This window comes from Bacillus suaedaesalsae (genome assembly GCF_016890225.1).
Lineage (GTDB): Bacteria > Bacillota > Bacilli > Bacillales > SA4 > Bacillus_BS > Bacillus_BS suaedaesalsae.
Genome location: NZ_JAFELM010000045.1, coordinates 87846 through 114432 on the forward strand (window position 1 = coordinate 87846; position 26587 = coordinate 114432).

Sequence of the window (26587 nt, forward strand, 5' to 3'; positions counted from 1 at the left end):
AGAATGTGGATATACGAGAAGAAGCTACAATATCCTGTTAAAGTAAGTACATGTAATCCGATGTTGGCAAAATTTTTAGTTGAACAATATGGTGGCGCTGATGGAGAATTAGCAGCGGCACTCCGCTACTTAAACCAACGATATACAATTCCTGATAAGGTAATTGGGTTATTAACAGACATTGGAACTGAAGAGTTTGCACATCTTGAAATGATTGCAACAATGATCTATAAGCTAACAAAAGATGCAACTCCAGAGATGATGAAGGCAGCAGGTCTTGATGCCCATTACGCAAATCACGATAGTGCTCTCTTCTATCATAATGCCGCTGGTGTTCCTTGGACGGCGTCTTATATTCAAGCTAAGGGTGACCCAATTGCTGATTTATACGAAGATATTGCGGCTGAAGAAAAGGCTAGAGCCACTTATCAATGGATTATTAATATGAGCGATGATCCTGATTTAAATGACGGTTTACGCTACTTACGCGAACGAGAGATCATTCACTCACAAAGATTCCGCGAAGCTGTAGAAATATTAAAAGATGATCAAGGCAAAAAGAAAGTCTTCTAATTATCTATAATTTTCAGGTTGGGACTTAAGTACTCAGCAATTGATAAACCCGAACGATTTTTTACCTAATAGTTCGGGTCTTTATTTGTTGTTGGAAAACTAAATATAATCATCCTCAAAGTAGAATAAATTATTCTACCTATTAAGTATACTTGTTTCGTACCTTTTGTTGATTTATTAATCAGTTAAGTAGAAGAACTAATTTGTTCCATTGCGCTGCAGACACTCGCTTTCCGCGGGGAGGAAGCTGAGCCTCCTCGGCTACGCCTCCGGGGTCTCAGCCTTTCCTCTACTTCCCGCAGGAGTCGAGTGTCTTCCGCTCCATTCCACTAGTATTTATAAATGGTATGAAAAATCAAACAAATCCAGCCTCATTTATTTTCATGATATAAATTAATATCTTTCATTTCCTTCATCTTTGTAAACACTTCATTTCTCTTCTCCCAGTCAAATGGATATCTCCATTGAAGAGGCGCTTTGCTTACTATTTCTTTTCGCAGTTCCTGATACTCTTTTTCATGTTTATCTTTTTTCTTTTTATAATACGTACCTAACCCGCTCATAAAAATCAAAATCCCGATTAGTAAAAATAACAAACTATCTTGAACAATCACTAAAAAGATCTTCTCTGCACTTGCTGCATTGGGTTTGATTATAAAATAGTTCATATAGAAAAATAGAAAAAGAAAAGTGACTAAAGACCCCCATGTACAAAGAATTAACTTTTGCTTAAATTTATCAAATTTCTTTTTATGGTTATACACATTTTGTAACATTACCTTTGTCGGCTCATCTGTATGACTACCAAAGTCTTTAATAAATTGTTCCACAATGTAAGCCTCCTAAAAAAACCGTACTTTACTAACATATATTCACTTGTCCTAATAAATAGTATAAAAAAGTTATCATTGCTTTTTAAAAGAATTTTTTGATATAAATTGCAACAACTCATAAAAAAATAGCCCTAAAAGGACTATTTCAACGGTATTTTTAACACTTGTCCATTTGTTACTTCGTTTGTGTCTAAATCATTCCACTCTTTAATGAGTGCCTCTCCTTCACGACTGTTATAATAATGTTGTGAAATTGTATAAAGGGTTTCTTCTGCTTGAACAGTATGGAATAAGATTTTATATTCCTCTTCGTTTACAGCTGATGATTCTTCTTCATAGCCTTGAGAATGTATAATTGTTTCATCATTATTAAGATTTATTGAAATTTCCTCTTTATATGGAGATTGTTCTCTCTTCTTCGGCAATTGTTTCTTCTCTTGAAGCTCACTGCTCAGATAAAATGTATAAACCAAAATAGCAACAGGTAATAACACAAACAAGAACGCTAAAAACCGTACGAGTGGGTACTTAAATTTTACCTTTGTCTTCTTTTTCTCATCTCTCACATTATGAACTTTGCTTCTTGGGGGAAGTGCAAGAACATCCTGCGACGAAGCTTTTGGGTTAATTTTTGTCTTCATCTTTTCTCTTAGTTGATTTGCTTGATCATTCGGATCCCTTGGATTGGACACGTATGTCACCCCTTTTGCTTCCGTACATAGTCTAGTCGTATTTTAACCCCAAATATAAAATCAATTAAAAAATGCGCAAAGATTGTTACCCAAAGACTTTCTGTGTATTCATACAGTAAACCTAAAATAAAGCTTAACGTCATAACAATTGTGAACAGAAACCATCTTCTTAAATATCGAACATGCAACATCGCAAAGACGAGACTGGCAAAAACAAGACCGAAATGAGTTTGTATAACCCCTCGAAATAACCATTCTTCTGAAATAGCGATGATCCATGACAAGAAGAATATATGAATAATAGAACGATGCTGAAACACTTTTTCATTAATTCCACCGTCATCAAAAAAGTGCTCTGGGAGTACCTTCATTAAGATGAAATCAATAATAACGACTAATGAGCCAGTAAGTCCTCCATAAAACAAAATATCTCTTATATTCAGCTCCCAAATAGCCTGAAAGGCATTTACATCCTGAAATAGAAACAAACTTAAAACTGCAGAGGTAATAATCAAGATAAGTTGGGTTACATATAGGTGGAAAAGCAGCTCTCGTTCTGAAAGTTGTTTTACCATATCAGCTTGACTTTGCACTTTTCCCACCTACTTTAAAAATTAGTTGTAATTCATTTTTCCATTCCTTAAAGTGTACTGGATTTATGAACTCTGTAGATTTAGTATACCCCTCATATTGAAGCGAACATAGGTCACAGCATTGATCTATAGATTTCGTTAATGTTTCATTGAAAATTGAAAGGTATGCCTCTCTTCTACAAGTTATAGACTCTAACCACCTTTTCATTTCATGTAGCTTTGATTTCTTGTAGAGTAACCTATTCTTAATAACCGTTTCAATTGATTTGATAATAATGTCGACTTCAAGTTTGCGCATTATATCGTAATCTTCCAACCATCCATTTACTTCTAGCTGGTATTTTATAAATCTCCATTGTGTTTCCGTGAGTGTAGAACGTGACAGTATATACTCTTCATTTACAGCTAACCCTTGACTATACTGTTCATTTATTAAATGCAATAAATGTTCTAGCTCATCAATCGCAGGAAACTCTTGTCCAATTAATGCTTGTGGTATCTCTTCATCAGAAGGACTGGCTAAAAGTATGGCAATACTACTTTTCCCATCTCTTCCAGCGCGACCTATTTCTTGCAAATACGATTCCATATTGCTCGGATAATGAAAGTGAATCACGTACCTCACATTCGGTTTATTGACTCCCATTCCAAATGCATTCGTACAACAAATTAATTGGATTTGATCATTTAAGAATTGCTGTTGAATAAGTATTCGTTCACTCGCTTCCATCCCACCGTGATAATAAGATACCCCGCTAATTCCATTTTCCTTTAAATAGGCACTAATATGCTCTGACCACTTTCTACTTGAAAAGTAAATAATGCCGGGACCTTGTAACGTTTTTACCCACTCTAGAAGTTTACTTTTCTTTTCCTCAATCGTGTTTAACTTTTCTACATGAATCGCAATATTTGGTCGATCAATAGAATGAAGATGATAAGAGACATCCTCAAGTCCTAATGAGCTTACAATATCATAAATCACTTTGTTCGTCGCAGTAGCTGTCAACGCTAGAACTGGCGGGGTACTTAGTTCTTTTATCACTTCATTTAGCTTTAGGTAGTCCGTTCTAAATTCATGCCCCCACTGAGAAATACAATGTGCTTCATCTACGACAAATAATGAAACTTTTATTTTCTTCAATTGTTTTTTCAAAGCTGTGCTTTGAAGGATCTCAGGAGATACAAAAATGTATTTATACTTTCCTAGCGATTGTAGGGTTGTCATCCTCTCTTCATAACTCAAAAAACTGTTAATCGCAATGACTCTCTTTTCTCCTATCATTTGTAGCTGTTGTACTTGATCCTCCATGAGAGATAGTAAAGGAGAAACGATTACTACACTTCCTTCCAACACATAACCTGGTAAAATGTAGCATAGTGACTTTCCAGCACCCGTCGGGAGCATCGCAACAACATTCTTTTGATCTAGGACTGCTTCAATAATACTTTTTTGACCTTCTCGAAAGGCGGTAAAACCAAACCGGTCCAAGAGTATTTGCTCAAGTTGCATTTGTACTACCTACTTTCGCTAAAGCTAATCGTATTTCAAAGTAACCAACAGGAATTTCTAGACTATTTTTTATTAATTTAAGCTGATTTGTCTTTAATCGCATAATACACTCTTCAATCTGTTTAAATGTATCAGACTTAATATAGGGTGAGATATCAAAAGCTTCATCAGATAATGCAATTTCAACAATATGATCTTCAATTGTATTTTTCTTTAACTGACGTATCTTCGCAATTGCTTCAATGCTATATCCTTGATTCACTAATTCAAACGTCTTTTCAGTTGATTGTGTTAAGGTTAACTTTTTATGACTTGTTCCCATTATATTAGATAACAATGGATATTTATTTTTCTCGTTTTCGGTTAAAGCTAAAATATGATGGATTGTTGAAGTAAATAAAACAGACACTTCAAACGAACTTAACGATAATTGTTCACCAACCTGTTCATTCGTACTGCCTATGCGGTTATGTCCTGTTAATTTAGAGACAAATATACTAGCCCTTACTTCATCCATGTTTTCTAAAACATTTACAAACTCGTTATAGAGCTTCTGACTAAAGTCATTTCTTGTGAAACTCATATTATTTAGGTACTTTTTCACCCATTGGAGAAGATGCACATCTCTTGATATAGGAATATAACGTGTTTCATGGTTCATTAAGTTTGAGCAAACCTGAACGAGTAGTGACAACCGCCCCCAAAAAATTGATGTCTCTTGAGCGTATTTCCACCCGTTAAGTGAAGAAGGAAGAGAAAAAGTAGTCAGTAACTCCTCACCATACTTAGTGATAACAAAGCTGTTGTCTGAATCACTTTCTATTGCACACTTCTTTTGCAACAGGAAGACATTTTCTTCAAGTTCATTTCTATCGAGTAAAGGAAAAACACCAAACAAATGAAATGTTTGATAAAGCTTTGCATCTTGAATGGTTTGTGCAGACCTTTTTCCTTTTAACAAATGATAAATCGAGGAGATACTTCTTTCCCCTTTATTTTTTTTAATACAGTATAAAATTACTAATGGAAAGTAGTTCACTTGAATACTCCCTTTCATGTCCTACACTTCATTTTAGCAAATTTTGATCGATATAGGTTAGTTTAGAAATAGCGTCTAAGGGTATTAATATAGAGTAAACCCTTATGTGATAAGCATTCTCAATGAGTTTATTGTTGAAAAGTTGGCCAAACAGTTTTACAATAATGAATGTGGAAATAAAAACTATCTAAATTTCACTTTTTACAATTATGTAATTTAGATGGGTCACCAATACTAGGTATCCTAGCATAAACTAAATGTGTAATAATTTTCAGGAGGTTTTTTTGATGGCAAAGTATACAATCGTTGATAAGGAAACATGTATCGCATGTGGAGCTTGTGGAGCAGCAGCACCAGACATTTATGATTACGATGATGAAGGTATTGCATTTGTAACTTTAGATGACAATGCTGGTATCGTTGAAATTCCAGATGTGTTAGTAGAGGATATGATGGATGCTTTTGAAGGTTGTCCAACAGACTCAATTAAAGTTGCTGATGAGCCATTTGATGGTGACGCTTTAAAATTTGAATAGTATACTTATTCTCGGTATCGTGTAAAAAACCTCTGTGAAATCAGAGGTTTTTTATTTTGCAAAAACTTATAAAAATTGGCACGACTTGTAGCGCCTTGTCAATGGACAGGCGCAGCAGAGTTCAATATTATTAAGATTCGTTACAAACTTCTATAAGTGAGTCAATACGTAAACAAAAGCTTATTGTTGATTTTCACTTACAATCGATAACACTTGATTAGGATATAGATTGTCATTCTCTAAGCTATTGAATTCTTTTATTTCGTTAATAGATACACCTGTTTTGGACTCTATCATTTCGAGCGTATCTCCCGATTCTACTATGTACACTTTTTCTAGATCAGGATAAATTATAAGCTTTTCACCTATTTGGATCATGTCAGATTGTAATTGATTCCATATTTTAATCGATTCAATCGTGACTTGATATTGATTCGCTAATTGCCACAGCGTCATATTTTCTTCTACAGTAAGAGTAACTACTTTTTCACTAGATACTATTAACTTTTCCACTTCCTCTATGACATCAATTTCCTGCAGATCATTAGAAACGACTACAGAGCTAGCGAGTAGTTGATTAGATGAATCGTCAGTTAGCATGAGGTCAGATACATTTTGTTCCTTATAAATTTTTTCTAGAGTTGCTAGTTTTACTTCCTGTTTCTTTTCAGCCAATACATTTTTTTCTTTACCTTCACCAATGAATACCGATACATCGAGAGTATGGAGAGGATCGATTGCATTTGATTTTTTGATATTCCATTCTCCTTTATGCACTTCAAAATGCAAGTGAGCACCTCTAGATCTACCCGTATTACCGACTTTCCCTATTTGTTGGCCTTTGGTGACGATATCACCTTCTTTTACTAAACGCTTGCTTAAATGTGCATATACCGTCTCATAGCCATTCGGATGCATAACAAAAATAACATTCCCATACGAGGAAGAATAATAAGACTTTGTTACAGTTCCAGCATCAACCGTATATATAGGTGTACCCTTTGGTGCTGCAACATCTAAGCCATCATGTCTTCCATGCCTCGTACCAAAATGATCACTAATTCGGCCTTCTTCAATCGGCCATACCCATTCCTTTGTTTCTGATAATATATGTACAGAATTAGATTCCGCTTTTACCGTTTTCACACTTAAAAACATACAAGCAATACAAAATCCCATTATAATTACGATTAATAGACGCCTTGATAAATCTAGCATGATTGTCCTCCTCTATCGTTTATCGTTATAACTTATGAGGACATGCAAACGAGTAGAACTAAAAAAAATAATAGAGACTTAAAGTCTCTATTATTTGTTAGGGATTTCCATATAGTTTGGTGCGATTGGTACACTTATTGCTAATGAATTACCCTTTGGATCTTTTAAAGGATACTCACCGATTTGTTCAACGGTATTTTCAAATTTTACTTGTTCATATCCGAACTCTTTAGCAGATAGTAAGATTGCTTTGATCATTAAATCATTTTGAATTGAGTTCTCAATTTCTTTTGTAAAACTAACTGTGACCGTTTTATCTTCCACTATTACATTATTAATTAATCCTTGTTCAATTGAAGGTTCAATCTGAAATCCTGGCTGACTCATTATTTCTAAAGCATTTTCAAAACTAGTACTAGGGGATAATGTTGGTACTAGAAACACTTTATTAGTTGTTGTTCGGTGAATCACATATCCCTTCATTTGACTTTGTATTTCGATGGGACCTACAGTTCCTCCTGACATTGCATCTTCAACTTGACGACCGTCTTCATAAACAACTTGGGCTTTTTTATACCCCATCCATCTTAATGTTTCAATTATTGGTTCTTTAATATCCTGTCCTGGGGAGCTTAAAGTTAGATTATTAGGGACGATTACTTTGACTTCACTTTCAGTAATTTGTTCGAACTTGAATTCCCTAATTATGTGTAATACACCAAATTCACCTTCTGGAAATCTAGAAATAATATCTTGTAACATCTCCGTTTTCGTAATCTCATTATTTCTGTGTAAAAAACTGACTGGAAATACAATTTGCACTTGCTCATCCTTAACCCCTACAGTTATTAAAGTCTGATCATCAGTCACTTCATTCACCAAAGGAACAGTCTGTTCCTCCACACTCATCATTAAGCTCTTTTGCTCAGCTTCTCCACTATCATCTTTTAAAGCAGCAGCATCACTATTCTCCGCTACTCTAGAATCAATACTGCCTTCAGATTCAGGTTTTTCCGGATCTTGAACTGCACTCTTTTCCATTTGTAATTTATCATTACTTCCATTGCCAAGGTTTTGAATGTCCATCATATTTGAACCGATTAGGAATATAAGGAATAACGCAGCAACAGTTGCAATGCTTGGGAGTACCCACGTCTTCTTTTTCTTTGTATATTTTACTTCGTCTTCTTGTAAACGTGCTTGAATCTTACGATAGAGGGCATCAGGACTTTGACGGTCGGATACTTTAGGCATGCTTTCTAGAAGTTCTTCAAGTTGCTTATCGTTCCACTCTGATTTTTTCATCTGTACTCCCCTCCTTTGCCCTTTGTTCTTCCATGTAGGCTTTAAGTTGCTTTAATGCTCTATGTTGTGTTGTTTTCACTTTGCTCTCTGTCCAGCCTAATGCTTCCGCAGTTTCTGTAATAGATAATGATTGCATGTACCTTAATAAGATTACTGCTCTTTGATCTACTGTGACATGGTCTAAGCAATAATACATTTGTTTTATTTCTTCATTTTGTAAAGTTATTTCTTCAGGTAAAGGTTGATTGTCTTTTACTTGTTGTGTGTTCCAATCAAATGTTTCCATCAATCGTTGCTTCCAGCCCTTTTGCTTACGAAAATGGTCAATTGCAACATGTCGTGCAATGGAGAAAAGCCATGTTTTTTCACTGCTTTTCCCTTCAAATCTTTCATACGCTTTTAACACCTTAATGTACACCTCTTGTACTAAGTCTTCAGCTTGTTCACGATTTCGAACCATGTAGAATAGGAACTGAAATAAATCTTGGTGGTACTTATCATAAAGCTCCTGAAATACGGTGTTCATGCCTTACCCTCCCCGTACAATAAATTAGTCGTTATATAATGAAATAGGTTACAAAAATTTGTAAAAAAATTATGATGTCCACCATATTGTAGCATTTGATATGAATCTATGACCATAACATTCTTAGAAACATTGAGAGTCTTCTTTCTCTTAAACATAAACTAAAAAAATAAATAAAAAAAAGGATAAGTAACCTTACCCCTTAATTGAAGAACAAGTATTTATCTTAAACTACACTTCATAAAGTAATCCATATTTCTTCTTAAATCGGGATAATATTTTAATCCAAGTATCACCGAATAATAATAAGAAGAATACATTAGAGGCAGCGTGCATCGTATCAAACAATGCACTAGCAGCAAAGTACGTTAGAAACACATTACGATCTAATGGCATCCCTGAACCTGTTACTGTAAGCAGCCCCCATAGATTCATGATCCAACCAAACAAGAATCCCCAAATTATAGCAAACAATACTTTTCCCCATTTATATCTTAATAAAGGTGTGTTTCGCAACATTCCTGCTGTAAGTCCTACCATCCCCCACGCTGCCATTTGCCATGGAGTCCAAGGTCCCTGACCTAAAATCATATTAGATGCAAGAGCAGCAACCAAACCTATTAAAAAGCCACTCTGTGCACCAAAAACAAGACCCGACATCATGATTATAAAGGTTGTAGGTTGCACACTTGGGATGCTAGCAAAAGGAATTCTGGCAACAGCGGCAATTGCAGCTAAAATGGCCAATAAAACAATTTCACGAGCTTCTAATGAGCCGCGTTCAAAGCGAACAAGAACCAATAGAATTGTAAAAATAATAAAGCCAAAGCTTATCCATAAATAATGTTCTTCTAACTGAAGAGCAAGATACAGAAAAATAAAAATGAGTAAGAGTAAAATGAGACTTACTCTGTTTTTAGTGAGCATGCTGAGATTGCCTCCTCGAGTGTGACAATTTGATTATCCTTTTTATGTCTTAGTAACCGTTGAATCATTGTAGTATAAAAGAAGTTCCCTTTAAAAAATTCCCTAGGAGTTTCCTCAGATGTTATTTGACCTTCAAACAACATTCCACATCTTGTTGCATATCTGGCAGCAAACTCAACATCATGTGTTGAAAAAAGAACGGTTATGTTTTTGTTCGTTAATTCTGTTAAGATACTAGCTAATCTTTCTTTGGATATAGCATCCAAACCTTTTGTCGGTTCATCTAGTATTAACAACTCCGGTTCTCTTACGAGTAAACAGACTAGTGCTGCCTTCTGTAGTTCTCCACCACTTAAATCGTATGGATGTTTATCAAGTATATGACGGACGTCCAATTGGTCTAGTAACACATTTAGCTTCTGTTGATCTGTAATATTAAATTGCTTCATTGTTTCATATATTTCTAATTGAACTGTATCATGAATAAAGAAGGGTTTAAGACTTTGAGGTAAATAACCTACTTTTTTAACAAAATCAAATTCACCTTTGAAGGATACTGCCTTACCATCAAGAAACACCTTTCCATGATTTTGTTTGATAATTCCTGCTAACACTCGTAATAGTGTTGATTTACCAGTTCCATTCCCACCAAGTAGAGCATACAGTTCTCCTTTGTTTACCGATAAATCCAGCTCCTTTAAAACATGTGTACCCTTTGAATATTGATAGTAAATATTTTGTGCGGTAATGTGTGGCGTTCCAGCATTTTGTATAGTTTCATGTACTAAATTCTGATTGAAGGATACATCATTTAACCATACTCTGCCTTCCTTTACATTCAGTGGTAACAGCTTTTCACTAATAACCATCGAAAGAGCCAATGCGGCTTTAGGGATACTCGGAATAAATGATTGATTTGCTGTATTCCATAGTTTTCTTAGTACCTCTCTTGGGTCTCCTTGTTCAGAGATTCTTCCTCGTTCCATCAATATCACTTTGTCTGCCAAGGAACACACCTCATCTAATCGATGTTCTGCAAGTATTATAGTCATTCCAAACTCTTCATTAAGGTGAACTAAAATATTAATAAATTCCTTAGCACTTACCGGGTCAAGTTGAGCAGTCGGCTCATCCAACAACAATATCTTGGGTTGCATTAATAAAATTGAAGCCAAGTTTACCATTTGCTTCTGTCCACCTGACAATTCATGTGTTTTTCTATGAATTAAGGATTCAATACCAAAAAAATGAACCATTTCGGCTACCTTGTTTCTCATTTCGCTCGTTTTCATCCCCAAGTTTTCAAGCCCAAAAACTAATTCAAGAATGACTTCGTCGGCTACAACTTGATTTTCAGGATCTTGAAAAACGTATCCTATATCTGATGAATCTATTTTCTGTATCAAAACTCCATCAATTAAAATTTCCCCAGAAGTTACACCATGTGGGGTAATATCTTTTTTTAACGATCGTAACAAAGTACTCTTCCCACTACCAGAAGGGCCAAACAAGACTACAAATTCCCCATGCTCAATTGAAATAGTATTATCAATGAGAGATGGACTATCTTGTTCTGGATAGGTGAAAGAAAGATTGTTTATTTTGATATGCGCCAAATTAAGTAGCCCCCTGCTTTTAATAAAATTGGAATTCCTAGTAACACACTATACAGTAATAAAATAATTTCTTCATGTAGACTTAATAACAGTGGGTCCATAACCGGATAGACTGTTAAATGTCCTGCTCCATTTACACGTCCGAGAATGATCATTAGCAACAGCGATAAAACAATGATCGCTAGAAATAGATCCTTCTTCTTAAATATAAAATGATTGTAGCTCGTTCTGTGTTGATTCGTTCCATATCCACGTGCATTCATTGAATCTGCAGTCTGTATTGCTTCCTCAAGAGAAAAAGTCGTTAATACTTGAACAATTGATAATCCATTAGACACTTTATCCTTCCATTTTCCTTTGCTTAACGATATCCCTTTACTCCTTTGGATATTAGTAATTTCCTCTAGCCTTCTTCTCATCAAAGGAATAAAGCGGAGTGTTAACATAAGTAATATTGAGAACTTAGGAAGAGATTTAGAAAAAAGAAAAAGGAGTTTATTAGGGGTCATAATTTCATTGTAGTTTACAAAGATCATCGTTACACCAATTAATGAAAATGCGGCCATAAAACCGTATATAATAGCTTCTAATGTAATTACATGGTTAAATAACACCATCATTACATGAAGCCCTCTCTCATTAAAGAGAGGATTCATGATAAATATAATAACTCCGGTAGTTATAATAAAGGCAATCCATTTTCGTAGCGCATGACCTCGGTCGTGTGCAAAATTTAGTAGAAGTATAATGGCTGTACCCACAATTATGAAGAATGGATGCATGCAGAGTGTAAACGCTGTAATACTAGCCACATAATAAAGAAACGTTACAAAGGGATGAAAGCGATCAAAGCTGTAATACATGTTTACTCCTCCAATTAATCTTCCTTATAAATCCAATCTATATGGTCGCCATTTTTTACTTGAATGGCATCTGCACTTCTATCTAACGTTACACCATTTCTCTGGCAGGTCCAACCACTTTTAGGTCCATAATCGAATTCATAGATATTGTGAATTCCTTCAACATAAGCAGTAGGACCATTACCAGTATAACCGACCATAATACCTTTATTTTTTGCTACTAAAAGTAAAACATCGAGAATTGTAGCACCTTCTTTAACCTCTACTGTAGTCGAACCTGCAATCGTACCCACATCTTTAGGTCCTTTAATTACAGTTGAAACAGTTAGTAAATTCTCAGGCTTCTTCTCTTCTACTGGTGGTGTTACCGGTTTTTCTTCTTTTTTCTCTTCTACTTTTGGTGATTGCACTGCTGGAGAGGAAGGGGCAGTGTTGCTCTCACTATTAGGTTTAGATGGTTTAGTGATCGTTGATTTCGGCGACTCTCCTTTAGGTGTATTTGCAGCTTGCTGATCTGTACTATTAGCTCCTTCCTTAGCCTGCACAGATGGAGTTTGTTCAGTTTGTGACAGATCTGCTTGCTCAGATATATTTCCTTCATTGGTATCTTTTATTTCATCTTTTTCCTTTACTTCAACTGATTTCTCCTTTGAAGAGTCAGTTGCTGTGCTCATCTGATTATTTTCACAGCCATTAAAGACAGCAATCAATAAAGAAAAGAGAATGATTGAAAGCAATTTTATATGTTTTCTCATTGTATATCCTCCTATAACTTCCTTTTAGCATTCACAATGTATCTCTGTGGCGCATCCCCGACAAAATTAAATGGATAGCAAGTAGTGACTGTTAAAAGCTCTGTAGGATAAGTAGACTTAATAACTGTCCTATCATCTGCTTCGACAATAAAAGTCTCTTCAATCACGTAGGTAAAAGTTCCATCAGACATCTCAACCTCTAACTCATCTCCCACCTCTAATTCCCCTAATCTCTTGAATACTGTATCACGATGACCCGATAAAACAATTTGATCCTCTCCATCAGGCAGGGCTGTGCCCTCATAATGGCCAACACCTTTATCCAAAGCTTCTTCTGTAGTTCCTTTTATGATAGGTAATATTTCATTAAGTGTCGGAAGTTTGAGAATACCGATTACATCCTTATCTTGTAGTGTTGGAATTTCTTCTAGCTCTACTTCTTCTGATGTACCTTTTCCTTTGCTAAGCATCAATTTAGCTTGCTCTAAAGCTTCACCTTGTTTATGAGTGCTATCAAAATACTGATATCCAGCTACTATGATAAAAAAGAGCCCTCCTGCTATAAACAAGAGGGAGGATTTAATTTTCATGTATTAAGCCTTCTTTCTTCTATCCACAATTTGCTTTACTATTCCGATACATAGTAAAAGCATTCCAATTACGATTAAATTAGACGTGTTGGTTGCAGTGTTCGGAAGTAATTTACCACCAGCTTCGTTTGAATTTGGTTGCTTAATTGGAGTTTCTTCAATTGGTGTTTGTGGTGCTTGATCAAGTAACGGCAACTGATAGAGTGATCCCTTACCTTGTAAGAATAACTGATAAGATACTAGCCCTTGAACGGCTTGAGCTGTAGAAAATGAATCACTCGTGTCTCCTCCTTGCCAATCAAAGCCACCATCACTGTTTTGGAAAGAAACCAAATATGAAATTAAGTTTTCCGCGGTACTAGTAGCTTGTGCTGTAACAGTGTTTGCAGCTGCTTGGTCTTTTGTAAATGAAGCACCAGCTGAGTCAATTCCCAACGCTGATAAAGCAATAACAAGCTGCGCTGCAGTAGAACTATTATCCACTTTTCCAGCTTTATATTGAGTTGATAAATAGTTTACACCATTCTCAATTGGCTGTTTTACATGTGACTGATTTTTATAAGGTGCCAATGCAGCAAGTACCATTCCAGTCGTATCTAAATCACTGGTGCTACCACCATCCCAAGACCAACCTCCATCTGAATTTTGGTTTGTCAATAAATGGTTTACTAGCTTTTCGCGTGTCCATGTTGCAGACTGAGGAACTTCAAAGTTTGCACTGTCTAATGCAATAAGGCCATACGTTACACCATTAAGACCTTGCTTTGTTAAGTTACCATTGTAAATCGCCTCTACAAGATTGTATCCTTCAATATTTAAAGGATTTCCGCCAGCAGCTAGAATTCCTAGAACATATCTTTCTGTATCTGTAACCTTAGAAAATTTCCCCTGCTTTTCTTTAATAACTTTTTTTATATTTTCTAAATAACTAGCTGGAATTGTTTTGCCTGCTTGTTTTAGAGAAACAGCTTCCCACTCCCCTATATTATTTGTTGCAATATAGGTAGTTACATTATCTATACTCTTTTTAATTTCTTCTGTTGATACTGGTTTTACATCACCTGTAGTTGGAGTTTCTTCCCCTTCAGTCGGATCTCCAGATGATTCATATTTAAAGCTTATAGTATCACCATTCTTTATCTTATAGCCATCTGCTCCAACATCAGCAGATTTACCATTAATATACAACATCCAGTAATTGCTACTAGTAGCTGATATACCGTTAATAGAATCAATCATTACTCCAAAAGGATATTTAGTAGTAAGTACATTTTCATGTCCAAGAGCAACAATTAACAAATCAAGTGCAGTTGGTTCATTAATAAAAGCAAGTGCTTGATTATATACATCTCCTACTTCTTTGTTACTAACCTCCAAGATTGCCTCGCTCGTAGAAGCTACCTTTGAATTTACATAGTTAAAGCTTAGTTCATCACCGTCTTGAACTCTATAGCTATCTGCTCCAACTTGAGCCTGAATACCATTAATATAGAAGGTCCAATAAGAATCCTGGTCTCCTCCAACTCCCATAATACTTGTAATCATTTTACCGAAACTATACTGTGTGAACTCTACTTGATCTTGACCCACTGTATTTACAAGTGCATCAAAGGCTGTCATATTTTCTTGGTAAGTAAATTCTGTTTCAGTTACTAGAGTACCAGAATTACCTGAACCGATAACTGTAATTGTCTCTTTTAAATCATTCGCATGTACAATAGGTTGGTATACCCCAAATACTAATGCGAATGCTAGTAAAATTGATAACACACTCTTAAACTTAAGCTTCATACTTCTCTCCCCTAACTTATTCTATGTAAAAAACTACATAAAAAAAATCCTCAAACGAGGATATGCTGTCAAGATTTCAGGAAATGGCATACGCTTTCCTATTTCGTCTTAACACCTTCCTATCCGCGTAGGTTTTTATGGTGCAGAAAAACAGGCAGGTTTCCTGGCTCATGATCATAGCTCCCTATGTCTTCCCATCTTATTTAGACAGTGACTTTATATAGGTTGCTCCCATTTACAGTGGCGGGACCGCGTTGGCTTTTTACCAAACTTCCCTTTTAAGTTAAGAATCTCCTTAAAGATAACTTAACACCTGTTTATTGCTTATTCATTTTTTTATGACAAAGTAATTATAACCCTAATGTGAAAAACTGTCACCATATGATATATAAAAATGTAAAAACTTGTACTATAAAAAAGAAAATAGACTGTTCTAAGCATGGAACAGCCTATTTTGTACATATTAGAATTGGTAAAAATGTTTCTTATGAAACAAGAATCTTCGCCACAACCTGCGAAAATCTCTCTATTTTCGAGGTAAAAAGAAAGAAAATGTCGTTCCTTCGTTTATTTTGCTATGAACCGAAATGGTTCCTTGATGAGCATCGATGATATTTTTAACGATAGCCAAACCTAAACCAGTCCCTGACTTCCCTCTTGTCCTTGCCTTATCTGCTTTATAGAAGCGTTCAAACACAAAAGGTAAGTCCTCATTTGGTATTCCGGAGCCCGAGTCCTGAACATCTACCTTTAATCCATCTTCAAGTAACTGTACATATACTCCTACTTCACCCGATGGTTCAGTATGTCTAATTGCATTATCAATTAAATTGGTAAACACTTGTTCCATTCGATCCACGTCAAACGTGAATGTTCCACTACAATCTGAACAGGTAGTTGATAATGAAATGGATTTTTCTTTTGCCAAGCCTTGAAATTTACGAACAACTCTATCTACAAAATCTTGAAGCTGAATATTTTCTTCTTGTAACTGAATATGTCCTGCTTCTATTCTTGCAATATCAAGAAGCTCATTAACTAGCCTGCCCATTCGAAGCGATTCTTCATAGATAACGCCAGCTATCTCCTTTTTCTCTTGTTCACTCTCAGCAATATCGTCAATAATTGCCTCACTATACCCTTGAAGCATAGAGATTGGTGTTCTAAGTTCATGCGATACATTCGCAATAAAGTCTTTTCTTAGCTTATCAAGCCGACGTTCCTCAGTCATATCTCGTAATACAGCAACCGCCCCACGAATTTGAGAACCGTTATACAAAGGACTCATCACAATAACCCATGTTCTACCTTGAAATGTAATTTCAATCGACTGTTCACTCTCAAATGATACTACTCTATTAAATAGTTCTTTAAGTTCAGGCGGAATATTGTCTTGCATCCCTTGTTCATAATACCATGCTTGCAAAAATCGCTCGGCAGGTGGATTGGAGACTTGCACAATTCCACTTCTGTTTAATGTAATTACCCCATCTGCCATACTGCTCAAAATACTGAAAAGCTGTTCTTTTTCTTGTCGCAAAGCGTCAAGGTTTAACTTAAGCTGCTTTCCCATTTTGTTAAAGGCAATGGCAAGCTCACCAATTTCATCCCGAGTCATAATTGGCAATCTGGTTTCAAATCTACCTTTTGCCATTTGAAAGGCTGCTTCACGCATCTTGATTAAGGGTAAAGTAATCCTCGATGAGAGGAAAAAGGCAAAGAAGGTTGTTAAAACAAATGCGATAAACGCGGCTAAAAAGATTAACTGAGTTGTTTTTTCTGTTGTTTGTTGAATAACATTTAGGGATTGGTAGAGGTAGACAGCACCAACTTTATTATTTTTGGATTCAAATGGTACTCCAACAATCATGACTTCCTCGTTATTCGTTTTTTCAGCTTCCGATAGCAATGTGTTAGACGCTTTCTTAATCACAACTTCACTGTTTGTTATCACTTTTGAAAGTTCTTCATCTTCTTTTATTGCGGTTAATGGAAGATCAGGCAATTCCTCTTCACTCGTCGAATACCAATAATGGTCTTCATCCTCAACGATTAATACTTTCGTTAGTGGATCAATGACTTCCCACGCAATGGAGCGAGCAAGCTCTTGATTTTCGTGTTCTTCAAGTATAAACGCTATTTTATTCGCAATCTGCTCCAAGTCATCTTCAGCTTCGTTCACATGATATTGTTCAAAAAACTGCAATAACATCATTGTTAAAATTGTAAGAACGAATGACACAAGGACTAAGATGGTCATCCAAAGCTTTCCTACAACGCTATTCCAAAGTTTCATTCTTCGATAACCTCAAATTTATAGCCTACTCCCCAAACAGTAATAATCATTTTTGCGGCTGTTTCGGAAACTTTATTTAACTTTTCTCGTAACCGTTTTACATGTGTATCGACAGTTCTTAAATCACCGAAAAATTCATAATGCCACACTTCCTTCAATAACTGTTCACGGTCAAAAACCTTATCCGGTGATTTAGCTAAGAAGTATAATAACTCGTACTCTTTTGGAGTTAAACTAACCTCTTTACCGTCAGCAGTAACGCGGTGTGCATCATTATCGATAGTTAAGTGTGGAAATACAAGTACATCTACTGATGATTTATCATTTTGAACAAAATGTGATTTCGAGGATCTTCTTAGTAATGCTTTTACACGCAATACTACTTCTCTAGGACTAAATGGTTTGACAATATAATCATCTGTCCCAACTTCGAATCCTTGAACTCGATTCACTTCTTCACCTTTTGCTGTCAACATAATAACCGGTGTTGCCTTCTTTTCACGAAGGTCTTTACAAACTTCAATTCCGTCCTTACCTGGCATCATCACATCTAAAAGAATCAAGTCGTATTCTTTTTCTAACGCTTTGTCTAAAGCCTCGATACCATCCTCTGCTTCCTCAATTATGTAACCTTCTCTTTCAAGGTACATTCTTAGTAATCTTCTAATACGTTCCTCATCGTCTACAACTAAAATCGTTACGTCTTGACTCATTCAAATACACCTCATTATTATTCTTTTTCAAAAAAAGCCTTCACATTACATGAAGGCTTTTTATGTTTTTCTTAAATCTAAACTGTATGCAGATTCTCGAAGTTTGTATAGTCATGTTGTTTTCTTTAGGCGTAAGAGTGTAAGCCTGCAATTACTAGGTTTACTACTACTAGGTTAAACATGATGATGGCAAAACCAAGTGTTGCTAGCCATGCTGATCTCTCACCATGCCAACCTTGTGAAAGTCGTAAATGAAGAAAAGCTGCATAAAATAACCAAGTTATTAATGCCCACACTTCCTTTGGATCCCAACCCCAGAAACGCGTCCAAGCGATTTGTGCCCAAATCATAGCAAAGATTAATGCTCCTAATGTGAAAATTGGGAATCCAATTGCTACAGATCGATATGTGATCTCATCTACAAGCTGGGGATTCACATTCTTCAGTAGTGGTTGAAGCGCCGCAGAAATACGTTTTCTTAATATAAGTCTAATCAAACCGTACAATACTAAACCAGAAAGAATTGACAAAATAAGCGTATTTAACTTTTTAGGAGCTGCTTCACCTTTCATCCATTTTGGTGCGTCCATAATCGGATGCATTGCATCAGTCGAAATTTCATCTCCACCAGCAGGTCCAACAAGTGGTGGAAGGTTATATACTAACTCTATCTCTTGCTTTAGATTAGGATCTTCCCAATTAAATTTCGCTTCATAATCTGCCATTGAGAACCCGATTGTTACACCAATAAATCCAATAACACTTAGAATACTATATAAAATAGCTTCTAAACCAAATGTACGTAAGCTAGCCTTTGATTGATCAACTACCCTAATTAAATAAATTAATCCAGATGCAAAACTGACTGCTAGTACTGCCTCACCTAATGCAGCAGTTGTTACGTGTATATGCAACCAATCGCTTTGTAGTGCTGGAATCAATGGTGCTACATCACGAGGAAACATACTAGCATAAGCAATGATTAATATTGCTACAGGTAAAGTAAATAATCCTAATACACTGCTTTTGTAAATGAAATAAATAAAGATAAATGCTAATACTAATGCCATTCCGAAAAATGTCGTGAATTCAAATAGATTACTTACTGGAGCATGTCCAGCAGCAATCCATCTTGTGATGAAATAGCCTAATTGTGAAATAAATCCGATAATTGTTACAACAATACCGATTTTGCTCCACTTATTGATACGTGTTTCACTTTGCTTATCTCGAATTGCTCCACCGAAGAAGAAGGTAGCAACTAAATATAATACAAAGGATACATAAAGTAAATTACTACTAAGTGCAACCACGTTATGGCTCCCCCTTTACACTTTTGTCTCAGATTGATCTATCGGCACTTGAATTTCCGTACCTTTTACAATAAACTCCAATTCCTTCTTAACACCATACCAATTTTTATTGGTATGTGCTGCGACCCAAATTTCGTTATCGATTTGCTTAATCCAAATACGACGATGATTCCAATACATTCCTTGAATTACACCTATCATAAAGATTGCACCACCTACTCCTAAAATCCAGAGAGTATGGTCTTTACGAACAGTAAGACCGGAAACATTTTGAGTTTCAATTCCTGCAAACTGAATCTTATATTGATTTTCTCCAAGAGGTTCACTATTCTCTCTAATTGCTACAAAGCTAACTTCTCCATCCGGAGTATCAGGTGTGAACATTTTAAAGAAGAATGCTGGGTTATTAGGCACCTTAGATTTAGATGCAGGAACTCCTTCTTCATCAAAATAAAAATCCGAAAAATAACTTAATACTTCTACACGATAGCCATTTCCTAAGTCATATTGATCACTTGGATTAAACAAATCTACTGTAAATGTACCGAAACCTGTCTCACTTGCTTTGTTCACTAAGTTAAAGCTCATTGTTCTTAGTTCGTTAAGTTTATAATCTACTTGATAGAGTGCATATCCTTCGTGCTTTAAAGGTTCATTTACACGAATAGGATGTGTTTTTACTTCTTTCAGCTCTGGTTCTTCGCCTGGAACATACTCTCCTTGGCGTTCATATAGAATCGAATCAGTTTGATAGTTTTTAACAACGGATCCTGTACGTTCCAACGCCTCATTAAACACTTCTGGATCCTTCTCTTTATCATACACTTCTAAAATAAAAGCTTCACTCTTTAAGTAATACATTCCCTCTGTGCCAGGAATTTGTTTCGTCTCTCCTTCTCTGATCCATAGTACCTCATCTGTGTACATAGCTGGTACAGCGCGGAGCATTGCCCCAATTAAGAAGATAATCAGTCCGATATGGTTAACATAAGGACCCCAACGAGAAAAACGATTTTTTTCAGCAAATAAGTGACCATTTTCTTTACGTACTTTATATCTACGCTGAATCAAGTTTGCTTCAGCTGTCGCAAAGTTTTGATTCATTTGCTGACTAGTTGATACTCCAAAAAGCTTTTGACGCTTCATAAACCCTTCATGGCGAATGACACCTTGTTTTTTCAACGCACGATAAAGGGGAACTACACGGTCAATCGAACAAATGACTAATGATATTCCTATACTCGCTACTAACAACAAATACCACCAGGAAGCATATAAATCATGAAAGCCTAGTAAATAATATAACTTTCCTGTCCAGCCATATGTAGCCTCATAATATTCTGAAGGACTAACTGTCGGTGGTATGTACATATGCTGGGGATAAATTGTCCCAAAAGCTGATGCTATGAGTGTAATAATAATTAGCCAAACACCAACTTTAACCGAAGAGAAGAAATTCCAAATTCTGTCAATAATCGATTTTTTGTAAACTTGCGAACGTCTCGCACTTCCGTCATACCGCATATCTACTAATTTTTGATCCATTACGTCTCCAATTGGTTTACCACATGATTCACACAGTACGGTTCCATTCGGATTAATATGACCACACTCACATTTAACGTCTTTCATTCTTTCACCTACTTGTATCCTATGGCTTGATCATATTCATATAATCATGCACCATTTTTTCTGTCATAGAACCTGTGATGATCTTGACTACTTCTCCATCTTTGTCAATCAAAAACGTCGTTGGAATCGGACCCACGCCGTATTCATGCATGACCTGCAGTCCTTTATCAACCGGCACTGGGAATGTTAGCCCGTGTCTGTCTACAAATTTTTGTATCACAAGCGTAGGTTCATCAACATTGAGTGCTAGTACTTCTACACCTTGATCTTTAAAATATTTATATTGGTTTTTCATGTACGGCATTTCCGCTTCACACGGCTTACAGTATGTCCCCCAAAAATTAAGGAAAACTCCCTTACCTCTGTAGTCTTCTAACTCAAACTTATTCCCTTCAAGATCCTGGAGAATAAAGTTCGGTGCTGTACTACCAACACGTACTCTCTCTCTTTCAGTGAAGAAGTTAATATACAACGTATAGACTGTAGCACCTGCTAGCAGTATTAATATACTCGTGCGTAACCAAAGCCTCTTTTGTTTCATAAGCTCTCTCTCCTTGTTTGTTGGAAGAAAAGAACAGTATTTTCACCATTCCTATATAGTCATACCCTATTATTATAGCATCCTAAAATGATGCTACAAAAATAAGAATATGAATCTTATGTGACATTCTTAGTCGTGTTAACCTTTTATTTACTAGCTTGAGATTGAGCACGTAGTTGCTTTACTTCATGAGGAGTTAATTCTCTTGATTCACCTGGCTTAAGCCCATGAACCGTTAAAAAGCCATAACGTTCACGTTTTAGCTTCATTACTGGACATCCAATTGCCTCAAACATCCTTCTCACTTGTCTATTACGGCCTTCATGGATGATGATTTGTATAATTGATGTGTTTTTCTTTTTATCTAAAGTTATTAATTTTGTTTTAGCCGGTGCGGTTAAGCCATCTTCAAGACGGATTCCTCTGTCTAATAGCTTTAACTGCTCTCTAGTTGGAATTCCTTTTACTTTCGCAATATACACCTTATCTACTTCGTGCTTTGGATGCATAAGGAGATTAGCAAAATCTCCGTCATTCGTTAATAGAAGTACACCAGATGTATCATAATCTAAGCGTCCAATTGGATAGATACGTTCTTTTATTAAAGGAAAAAAATCTGTAACAACCTTTCTTCCTTTATCATCAGAAACGGCTGATATCACGCCTGTTGGCTTATATAATAAGAAATATACTGGCTCTTCTCTTTCAAGAGGAATACCATTTACTTCAATCTTGTTATTAGAAGAAACTTTAGTTCCAAGTTCTTTAACTACCTTTCCATCCACTGTCACTCTTCCTTCAAGTATAAGCTCTTCAGCCTTTCTTCTCGATGCAACACCTGCTTGTGCAATTACCTTTTGTAAACGTTCCATTTCTTTTTCACCTCACACTACATATTATCTTGTCCACACTTAATACACAAGAATCATATTTTGGGACAGAAAAAAGCCCGTGAGGAATCACGAGCTTGAATAACGATCAAATTATGCAAAGACTAATGTACAAACAACAATTGCAGCTACGATTCCAACTACATCTGCAAGTAAACCAATTTTCAGGGCATCTCCCATTTTTTTTATGCCAACTGCACCAAAATAAACAGTTAATACGTAAAATGTTGTGTCTGTACTTCCTTGTAGAGTAGATGCAAGCCTACCGATAAAAGAATCTGGTCCGTAGGTACTTATTATATCACTCGTCATCCCTAGAGCAGCAGTTCCAGAGATTGGCCTGATTAGAGCTAAAGGTACAATATCTACTGGGACACCAATCATGTCAAAGAAAGGCTTGATCAATCCAGTAAAAAATTCCATTGCCCCAGATGCACGAAAGATGGATATGGCTACTAACATCCCTACTAAATAAGGAATGATTGAAAAAGCAATTGTAATTCCCTCTTTTCCACCTTCAACAAAGCTCTCATAAGTAGGTACTTTTTTGATTGTTCCATAAACGAGTACAAAGCCTATAATAATAGGGATTAACCATAACGATATAGCTGATATAATAGTCATTTACGATTATCCCCTTTCTTTGTTCTCTTATGATAATAATAGCGGTCAATCATTACGGCTCCAATCGTTGAGAGAAACGTAGCAATAAGGGTTGTTCCAACAATTTCTGTTGGGCTTGCGGAATCATATTGCATTCGAATCGCAATAACCGTCGTTGGAATGAGTGTTAAACTAGATGTATTTATCGCTAGAAAGGTAATCATGGATCGACTAGCAGAATCTTTGCCACCATTTAATTCCTTCAACTGTTCCATTGCCTTAATCCCCATAGGAGTTGCCGCATTACCTAAACCAAACATATTGGCAATCATATTGGACAAAATATACCCCATTGCTGGATGATTATTTGGCACTTCAGGAAATAATCTACTCACAATCGGCCTAAACAATTTAGCAAGCGCCTCTAATAATCCTGCATTTTGAGCAATTCTCATTAAACCAAGCCAAAAGACAAGGATACTAATAAGTCCGATACAAATCGTAACAGCTTCCGCTGCTCCAGTGAACACAGCCTCATTTATTTGTTTCATCGTTCCGTTAATCATCGCGAAAATGATTCCTATAATCGCTAAACCAACCCAAATGATATTAACCATGGCTGGCTAAACCCATAAACGTAAAGAATAGGTTTTTAAATATATCCAGGAACGATTCCTTTGGAGGTGGCATATTTTCTGTTTCAAAGAAGATAGACTGTTCCCCTATAACGGAGTCACCTAAATATATGAATGCTTTTCCAACTGGTACCGGTATATCTTCTGGAGATTTCCATGATTCTTTGGCTGTTAATAAATTTATTTTCACCTTAAATTTACTCTCTTCACCCTTTAAAACCGGATATGAGAAGTCATGATTGTAATACACTTTATTTTTATAAAACGGATCTTTAATTTTCGAAATTACTCCTTTATCCAACACTTTAACAAGCTCGTAGTTTTTAAAGGTGTAATCAAACATTGCAATGTGATCATTCCAGTCACCTGGTGCATTTAATGTAACTGCGATTAAATTCATTCCATCTTTTGAAGCAGTCGATACTAACGTACGTTTTGCACGTTTCGTGTATCCTGTTTTCCCACCAGTTGAATATTTATATAACCCTGTTACAAGTTTGTTTTTGTTTTTCCAAACACGATCCCACTTCCCTTCTGGATGTGGAGCCCTATGCACTTTCGTCCCTGCAATTTCTTCGTACTCTTTATTCAGCATCGCATATCTAGTGAGAATCGCCATGTCATATGCTGATGAATAATGATCTTCATGTGTATCAAGACCGTGTGGATTTCGGAAATTTGTGTTCTTCATTCCTATTTCTTCAGCCTTTTGATTCATCAAATAAGAAAAACCTTCAACACTGCCACCAACGTGTTCAGCAATTGCAACAGCAGAATCATTACCAGATCTCAGCATTAATCCATACACGAGGTCACGAAGCTTAATTTTCTCACCGGCAATTAAGTATAAAGAAGATCCCTCTGTTCCCTCTGCATTTTTACTTACTGTAACGGTCTCATCCATTTTTCCTGACTCTACTGCAAGAATAGCGGTCATGATTTTCGTAATACTTGCAATTCTTCTTTTTTCATGTTCATGTTTCCCAAATATTACTCTTCCTGACTCTTGTTCAATTAATACTGCTGCATTTGCACTTACACCTGGTGCTGCCATCGCTTTGTTTGCTGGTATGATTGATATTAAAATTGTCATAAGCAGTATGTATATGAGCGATGATTGTATCCTCATTATGTATTCCCCCGCTTCTATTCCATGTTTTGTACAAGTTTATGCACGACATGTCCACTTATGAATGAAAAAAACATTTTCATCCTATTACTGGGGAGATTTTTTCTTTCTTTACTAAGGGCTCTTTTCGTAAACATTTTTGATCTTGATTTAATTCTCACATCTTTATGGATCATTACAGGTGAAACATCCATTATCTTTGACGAAAAGATGCCCGAAAACCTTACTTATTATGTGTTTCTAGATTTGTTCGATAAACAAAAATCTATGAGAAAACAGCCTTAATAAAGAACTAAAGGCTCATGGCGCACCGTTTAGCTTCATGCACAGCAAATGTTCCGGAGAGAATAAAATGGAGCACTTCCATTTTCCTCCCTCCTGGTTATTTGACATCAGGTGGGCTTGGAGCTGGAACTGGATTCCAACGACCCATAAGTTATATTTTTTATCATTTCTTAATCAAATATAAAGCGATTGTTATCTGCCGCATACTATATTCCCTTAATAAGAATCCCACTTTAATTTATAGGCTACCTCAAATCGATTCTCTACTTCCTCCCAATTAACGATGTTCCACCAATTGTTAATATACTTATCTTTGGCTGTTTTATATTGAAGATAATAGGCATGTTCCCATACATCTAAAACGAGTAATGGTATGGTGTCCCATTGGGTCATCAGTTGGTGTTTTTCAGTTTGTAGAATCTCTAACCGCTGAGCACGTGGTGACCAAACTAATAATGACCAGCCTACACCTTCCACTTTTTTAGCCGCCTCTGTAAAGTGTTCTTTGAATTGATTAAAGCTACCAAAGTCTTTCTGAATTTGAGATGCTAATCCGCCACTTGGAAGTCCCCCGCCATTTGGCTTCATGACGTTCCAAAAAATCGTGTTTAAATAATGACCAGAACCGTGGAAAGCCGCTTCTCTCTCCCAGTGCTTTAATAAGTCATAATTACTGGTTGCACGCGATTTTTCCATCATCTTTTCAGCTTTGTTCAAACCGTCCACATAGCTTTTATGGTGTATATCATGATGTAATCGCATTATTTCTTCAGAAATGTAAGGCTCTAACGCATTGTAAGGATAAGGTAAAGGCGGCAACGTATGTCCACCGATAGGAACACGTTTATGTGTTTTTATTCTTTCACTTCCTAGATCAAAAACAATTTGTGAGAAGGAAAAAATCTCATTTGCTGTTCTTTGACATTCTGAAACTTCTTCTACCGTAATTGGTCGATTTGTTACAACATCTTCTAACTTGTTTAAAAAAACAATAAGTTCCGTATGAAGATGTTTTTCATCCTCAGATCTCAAGCCATCTCGTTCTAAAATAGATAATACGGAAGTCACCCAGTTACTTACATCGTATAAGTACTTTTCAATCCCTTTGATATCCATCCTATTCCTCCTCCACTTTTATCACGCTTTTATCGTATGAAGAAATAGGATGGTAAGTGCTTTT

At 36.0% G+C, this 26587-nt stretch carries 25 protein-coding genes, 1 pseudogene and 1 riboswitch; of the genes and pseudogenes, 2 read left to right on the top strand and 24 right to left on the bottom strand.

What is annotated here, in order from left to right; genetic code table 11:
- Positions 1-3 precede the first annotated feature (3 nt).
- A complete protein-coding gene (locus tag JR050_RS19740; RefSeq protein WP_149217858.1) occupies positions 4-573 on the top strand; it encodes a manganese catalase family protein in 570 nt (189 codons plus the stop codon).
- Between the two features lie 371 nt (positions 574-944).
- On the opposite strand, the gene JR050_RS19745 is transcribed toward JR050_RS19740, so the two are convergent.
- The 5 genes from JR050_RS19745 to JR050_RS20730 form a co-directional block, all read right to left on the bottom strand.
- Positions 945-1403 carry a DUF2663 family protein gene (locus tag JR050_RS19745; RefSeq protein WP_204205379.1) on the bottom strand — a complete coding sequence of 153 codons (459 nt, stop codon included), beginning with the start codon at positions 1401-1403 and terminating at the stop codon, positions 945-947.
- Positions 1404-1546: 143 nt separating this feature from the next.
- Positions 1547-2098 (bottom strand): LysM peptidoglycan-binding domain-containing protein, encoded by a 552-nt coding sequence (locus JR050_RS19750; RefSeq protein WP_204205380.1) that lies wholly within the window; start codon positions 2096-2098, stop codon positions 1547-1549.
- Between the two features lie 5 nt (positions 2099-2103).
- Positions 2104-2691, bottom strand: a complete 588-nt coding sequence (locus tag JR050_RS19755; protein WP_204205381.1) for a CPBP family glutamic-type intramembrane protease — start codon at positions 2689-2691, stop codon at positions 2104-2106.
- Positions 2675-4204 (bottom strand): RecQ family ATP-dependent DNA helicase, encoded by a 1530-nt coding sequence (locus JR050_RS19760; protein WP_204205382.1) that lies wholly within the window; start codon positions 4202-4204, stop codon positions 2675-2677. The genes JR050_RS19755 and JR050_RS19760 overlap by 17 nt, the downstream gene beginning before the upstream one ends.
- On the bottom strand, positions 4194-5243 hold the full coding sequence (locus JR050_RS20730) for a helix-turn-helix domain-containing protein (RefSeq protein ID WP_204205383.1): 1050 nt from the start codon (positions 5241-5243) through the stop codon (positions 4194-4196). The genes JR050_RS19760 and JR050_RS20730 overlap by 11 nt, the downstream gene beginning before the upstream one ends.
- Positions 5244-5530: 287 nt before the next feature.
- Here JR050_RS20730 and JR050_RS19770 point away from each other — a divergent pair, with 287 nt between their 5' ends.
- Positions 5531-5779 (top strand): ferredoxin, encoded by a 249-nt coding sequence (locus tag JR050_RS19770; RefSeq protein WP_149217864.1) that lies wholly within the window; start codon positions 5531-5533, stop codon positions 5777-5779.
- A gap of 180 nt (positions 5780-5959) precedes the next feature.
- On the opposite strand, the gene JR050_RS20905 is transcribed toward JR050_RS19770, so the two are convergent.
- The 19 genes and pseudogenes from JR050_RS20905 to JR050_RS19865 form a co-directional block, all read right to left on the bottom strand.
- Complete coding sequence (locus tag JR050_RS20905; protein WP_204205384.1) at positions 5960-6997, bottom strand: M23 family metallopeptidase; 1038 nt, start codon at positions 6995-6997, stop codon at positions 5960-5962.
- A 90-nt stretch (positions 6998-7087) separates the two neighbouring features.
- Positions 7088-8302 (bottom strand): GerMN domain-containing protein, encoded by a 1215-nt coding sequence (locus tag JR050_RS19780; RefSeq protein ID WP_204205385.1) that lies wholly within the window; start codon positions 8300-8302, stop codon positions 7088-7090.
- Positions 8277-8828: an RNA polymerase sigma factor SigX gene (gene sigX / locus JR050_RS19785; protein ID WP_204205386.1), complete on the bottom strand. Its 552-nt coding sequence runs from the start codon at positions 8826-8828 to the stop codon at positions 8277-8279. The genes JR050_RS19780 and sigX overlap by 26 nt, the downstream gene beginning before the upstream one ends.
- 231 nt (positions 8829-9059) lie before the next feature.
- On the bottom strand, positions 9060-9755 hold the full coding sequence (locus JR050_RS19790; protein WP_204205387.1) for an ECF transporter S component: 696 nt from the start codon (positions 9753-9755) through the stop codon (positions 9060-9062).
- The gene (locus tag JR050_RS19795; protein WP_204205388.1) at positions 9734-11371 is read right to left on the bottom strand and encodes an ABC transporter ATP-binding protein; all 1638 of its coding nucleotides are present in this window, start codon (positions 11369-11371) and stop codon (positions 9734-9736) included. The genes JR050_RS19790 and JR050_RS19795 overlap by 22 nt, the downstream gene beginning before the upstream one ends.
- A complete protein-coding gene (locus JR050_RS19800; RefSeq protein ID WP_204205389.1) occupies positions 11353-12234 on the bottom strand; it encodes an energy-coupling factor transporter transmembrane component T in 882 nt (293 codons plus the stop codon). The genes JR050_RS19795 and JR050_RS19800 overlap by 19 nt, the downstream gene beginning before the upstream one ends.
- A 14-nt stretch (positions 12235-12248) precedes the next feature.
- The gene (locus tag JR050_RS19805) at positions 12249-12989 is read right to left on the bottom strand and encodes a DUF4430 domain-containing protein (protein WP_204205390.1); all 741 of its coding nucleotides are present in this window, start codon (positions 12987-12989) and stop codon (positions 12249-12251) included.
- Between the two features lie 11 nt (positions 12990-13000).
- On the bottom strand, positions 13001-13579 hold the full coding sequence (locus tag JR050_RS19810) for a class D sortase (RefSeq protein WP_204205391.1): 579 nt from the start codon (positions 13577-13579) through the stop codon (positions 13001-13003).
- Positions 13580-13582: 3 nt separating this feature from the next.
- The gene (locus JR050_RS19815; protein ID WP_204205392.1) at positions 13583-15370 is read right to left on the bottom strand and encodes a DUF4430 domain-containing protein; all 1788 of its coding nucleotides are present in this window, start codon (positions 15368-15370) and stop codon (positions 13583-13585) included.
- A 136-nt stretch (positions 15371-15506) separates the two neighbouring features.
- Positions 15507-15702: riboswitch (cobalamin riboswitch) on the bottom strand.
- Positions 15703-15896: 194 nt separating this feature from the next.
- A complete protein-coding gene (locus JR050_RS19820; RefSeq protein WP_204205393.1) occupies positions 15897-17666 on the bottom strand; it encodes an ATP-binding protein in 1770 nt (589 codons plus the stop codon).
- Positions 17663-18379, bottom strand: coding sequence for a response regulator transcription factor (locus JR050_RS19825; RefSeq protein ID WP_204205394.1), 717 nt, complete (start codon positions 18377-18379; stop codon positions 17663-17665). The genes JR050_RS19820 and JR050_RS19825 overlap by 4 nt, the downstream gene beginning before the upstream one ends.
- Before the next feature lie 125 nt (positions 18380-18504).
- Positions 18505-19692 carry a c-type cytochrome biogenesis protein CcsB gene (gene ccsB / locus JR050_RS19830; protein WP_204205395.1) on the bottom strand — a complete coding sequence of 396 codons (1188 nt, stop codon included), beginning with the start codon at positions 19690-19692 and terminating at the stop codon, positions 18505-18507.
- Between the two features lie 15 nt (positions 19693-19707).
- Positions 19708-21324: a cytochrome c biogenesis protein ResB gene (gene resB / locus JR050_RS19835; RefSeq protein WP_204205396.1), complete on the bottom strand. Its 1617-nt coding sequence runs from the start codon at positions 21322-21324 to the stop codon at positions 19708-19710.
- A 19-nt stretch (positions 21325-21343) separates the two neighbouring features.
- The gene (gene resA, locus JR050_RS19840; RefSeq protein ID WP_204205397.1) at positions 21344-21865 is read right to left on the bottom strand and encodes a thiol-disulfide oxidoreductase ResA; all 522 of its coding nucleotides are present in this window, start codon (positions 21863-21865) and stop codon (positions 21344-21346) included.
- A gap of 146 nt (positions 21866-22011) precedes the next feature.
- Positions 22012-22737: a pseudouridine synthase gene (locus tag JR050_RS19845; RefSeq protein ID WP_204205398.1), complete on the bottom strand. Its 726-nt coding sequence runs from the start codon at positions 22735-22737 to the stop codon at positions 22012-22014.
- A gap of 111 nt (positions 22738-22848) precedes the next feature.
- The gene (locus tag JR050_RS19850; protein WP_204205399.1) at positions 22849-23379 is read right to left on the bottom strand and encodes a spore maturation protein; all 531 of its coding nucleotides are present in this window, start codon (positions 23377-23379) and stop codon (positions 22849-22851) included.
- On the bottom strand, positions 23376-23975 hold the full coding sequence (locus tag JR050_RS19855) for a nucleoside recognition domain-containing protein (RefSeq protein ID WP_204205400.1): 600 nt from the start codon (positions 23973-23975) through the stop codon (positions 23376-23378). The genes JR050_RS19850 and JR050_RS19855 overlap by 4 nt, the downstream gene beginning before the upstream one ends.
- Positions 23968-25122, bottom strand: coding sequence for a D-alanyl-D-alanine carboxypeptidase family protein (locus JR050_RS19860; RefSeq protein ID WP_204205401.1), 1155 nt, complete (start codon positions 25120-25122; stop codon positions 23968-23970). Before JR050_RS19860 ends, JR050_RS19855 begins: the two co-directional genes overlap by 8 nt.
- Before the next feature lie 501 nt (positions 25123-25623).
- Positions 25624-26250, bottom strand: a pseudogene (locus JR050_RS19865) (superoxide dismutase); the annotation flags it as partial.
- Positions 26251-26587 lie beyond the last annotated feature (337 nt).

What these genes read in the sequence shown, in the direction of transcription:
- JR050_RS19740 (WP_149217858.1), top strand. Translation starts at nt 4, where the DNA reads ATGTGGATATACGAGAAGAAGCTACAATATCCTGTTAAAGTAAGTACA.
- JR050_RS19760 (WP_204205382.1), bottom strand. Translation starts at nt 4,204, where the DNA reads ATGCAACTTGAGCAAATACTCTTGGACCGGTTTGGTTTTACCGCCTTT.
- JR050_RS19770 (WP_149217864.1), top strand. Translation starts at nt 5,531, where the DNA reads ATGGCAAAGTATACAATCGTTGATAAGGAAACATGTATCGCATGTGGA.
- JR050_RS20905 (WP_204205384.1), bottom strand. Translation starts at nt 6,997, where the DNA reads ATGCTAGATTTATCAAGGCGTCTATTAATCGTAATTATAATGGGATTT.
- JR050_RS19780 (WP_204205385.1), bottom strand. Translation starts at nt 8,302, where the DNA reads ATGAAAAAATCAGAGTGGAACGATAAGCAACTTGAAGAACTTCTAGAA.
- sigX (WP_204205386.1), bottom strand. Translation starts at nt 8,828, where the DNA reads ATGAACACCGTATTTCAGGAGCTTTATGATAAGTACCACCAAGATTTA.
- JR050_RS19790 (WP_204205387.1), bottom strand. Translation starts at nt 9,755, where the DNA reads ATGCTCACTAAAAACAGAGTAAGTCTCATTTTACTCTTACTCATTTTT.
- JR050_RS19800 (WP_204205389.1), bottom strand. Translation starts at nt 12,234, where the DNA reads ATGTATTACAGCTTTGATCGCTTTCATCCCTTTGTAACGTTTCTTTAT.
- JR050_RS19805 (WP_204205390.1), bottom strand. Translation starts at nt 12,989, where the DNA reads ATGAGAAAACATATAAAATTGCTTTCAATCATTCTCTTTTCTTTATTG.
- JR050_RS19810 (WP_204205391.1), bottom strand. Translation starts at nt 13,579, where the DNA reads ATGAAAATTAAATCCTCCCTCTTGTTTATAGCAGGAGGGCTCTTTTTT.
- JR050_RS19815 (WP_204205392.1), bottom strand. Translation starts at nt 15,370, where the DNA reads ATGAAGCTTAAGTTTAAGAGTGTGTTATCAATTTTACTAGCATTCGCA.
- JR050_RS19820 (WP_204205393.1), bottom strand. Translation starts at nt 17,666, where the DNA reads ATGAAACTTTGGAATAGCGTTGTAGGAAAGCTTTGGATGACCATCTTA.
- JR050_RS19825 (WP_204205394.1), bottom strand. Translation starts at nt 18,379, where the DNA reads ATGAGTCAAGACGTAACGATTTTAGTTGTAGACGATGAGGAACGTATT.
- resB (WP_204205396.1), bottom strand. Translation starts at nt 21,324, where the DNA reads ATGAAAGACGTTAAATGTGAGTGTGGTCATATTAATCCGAATGGAACC.
- resA (WP_204205397.1), bottom strand. Translation starts at nt 21,865, where the DNA reads ATGAAACAAAAGAGGCTTTGGTTACGCACGAGTATATTAATACTGCTA.
- JR050_RS19845 (WP_204205398.1), bottom strand. Translation starts at nt 22,737, where the DNA reads ATGGAACGTTTACAAAAGGTAATTGCACAAGCAGGTGTTGCATCGAGA.
- JR050_RS19850 (WP_204205399.1), bottom strand. Translation starts at nt 23,379, where the DNA reads ATGACTATTATATCAGCTATATCGTTATGGTTAATCCCTATTATTATA.
- JR050_RS19855 (WP_204205400.1), bottom strand. Translation starts at nt 23,975, where the DNA reads ATGGTTAATATCATTTGGGTTGGTTTAGCGATTATAGGAATCATTTTC.
- JR050_RS19860 (WP_204205401.1), bottom strand. Translation starts at nt 25,122, where the DNA reads ATGAGGATACAATCATCGCTCATATACATACTGCTTATGACAATTTTA.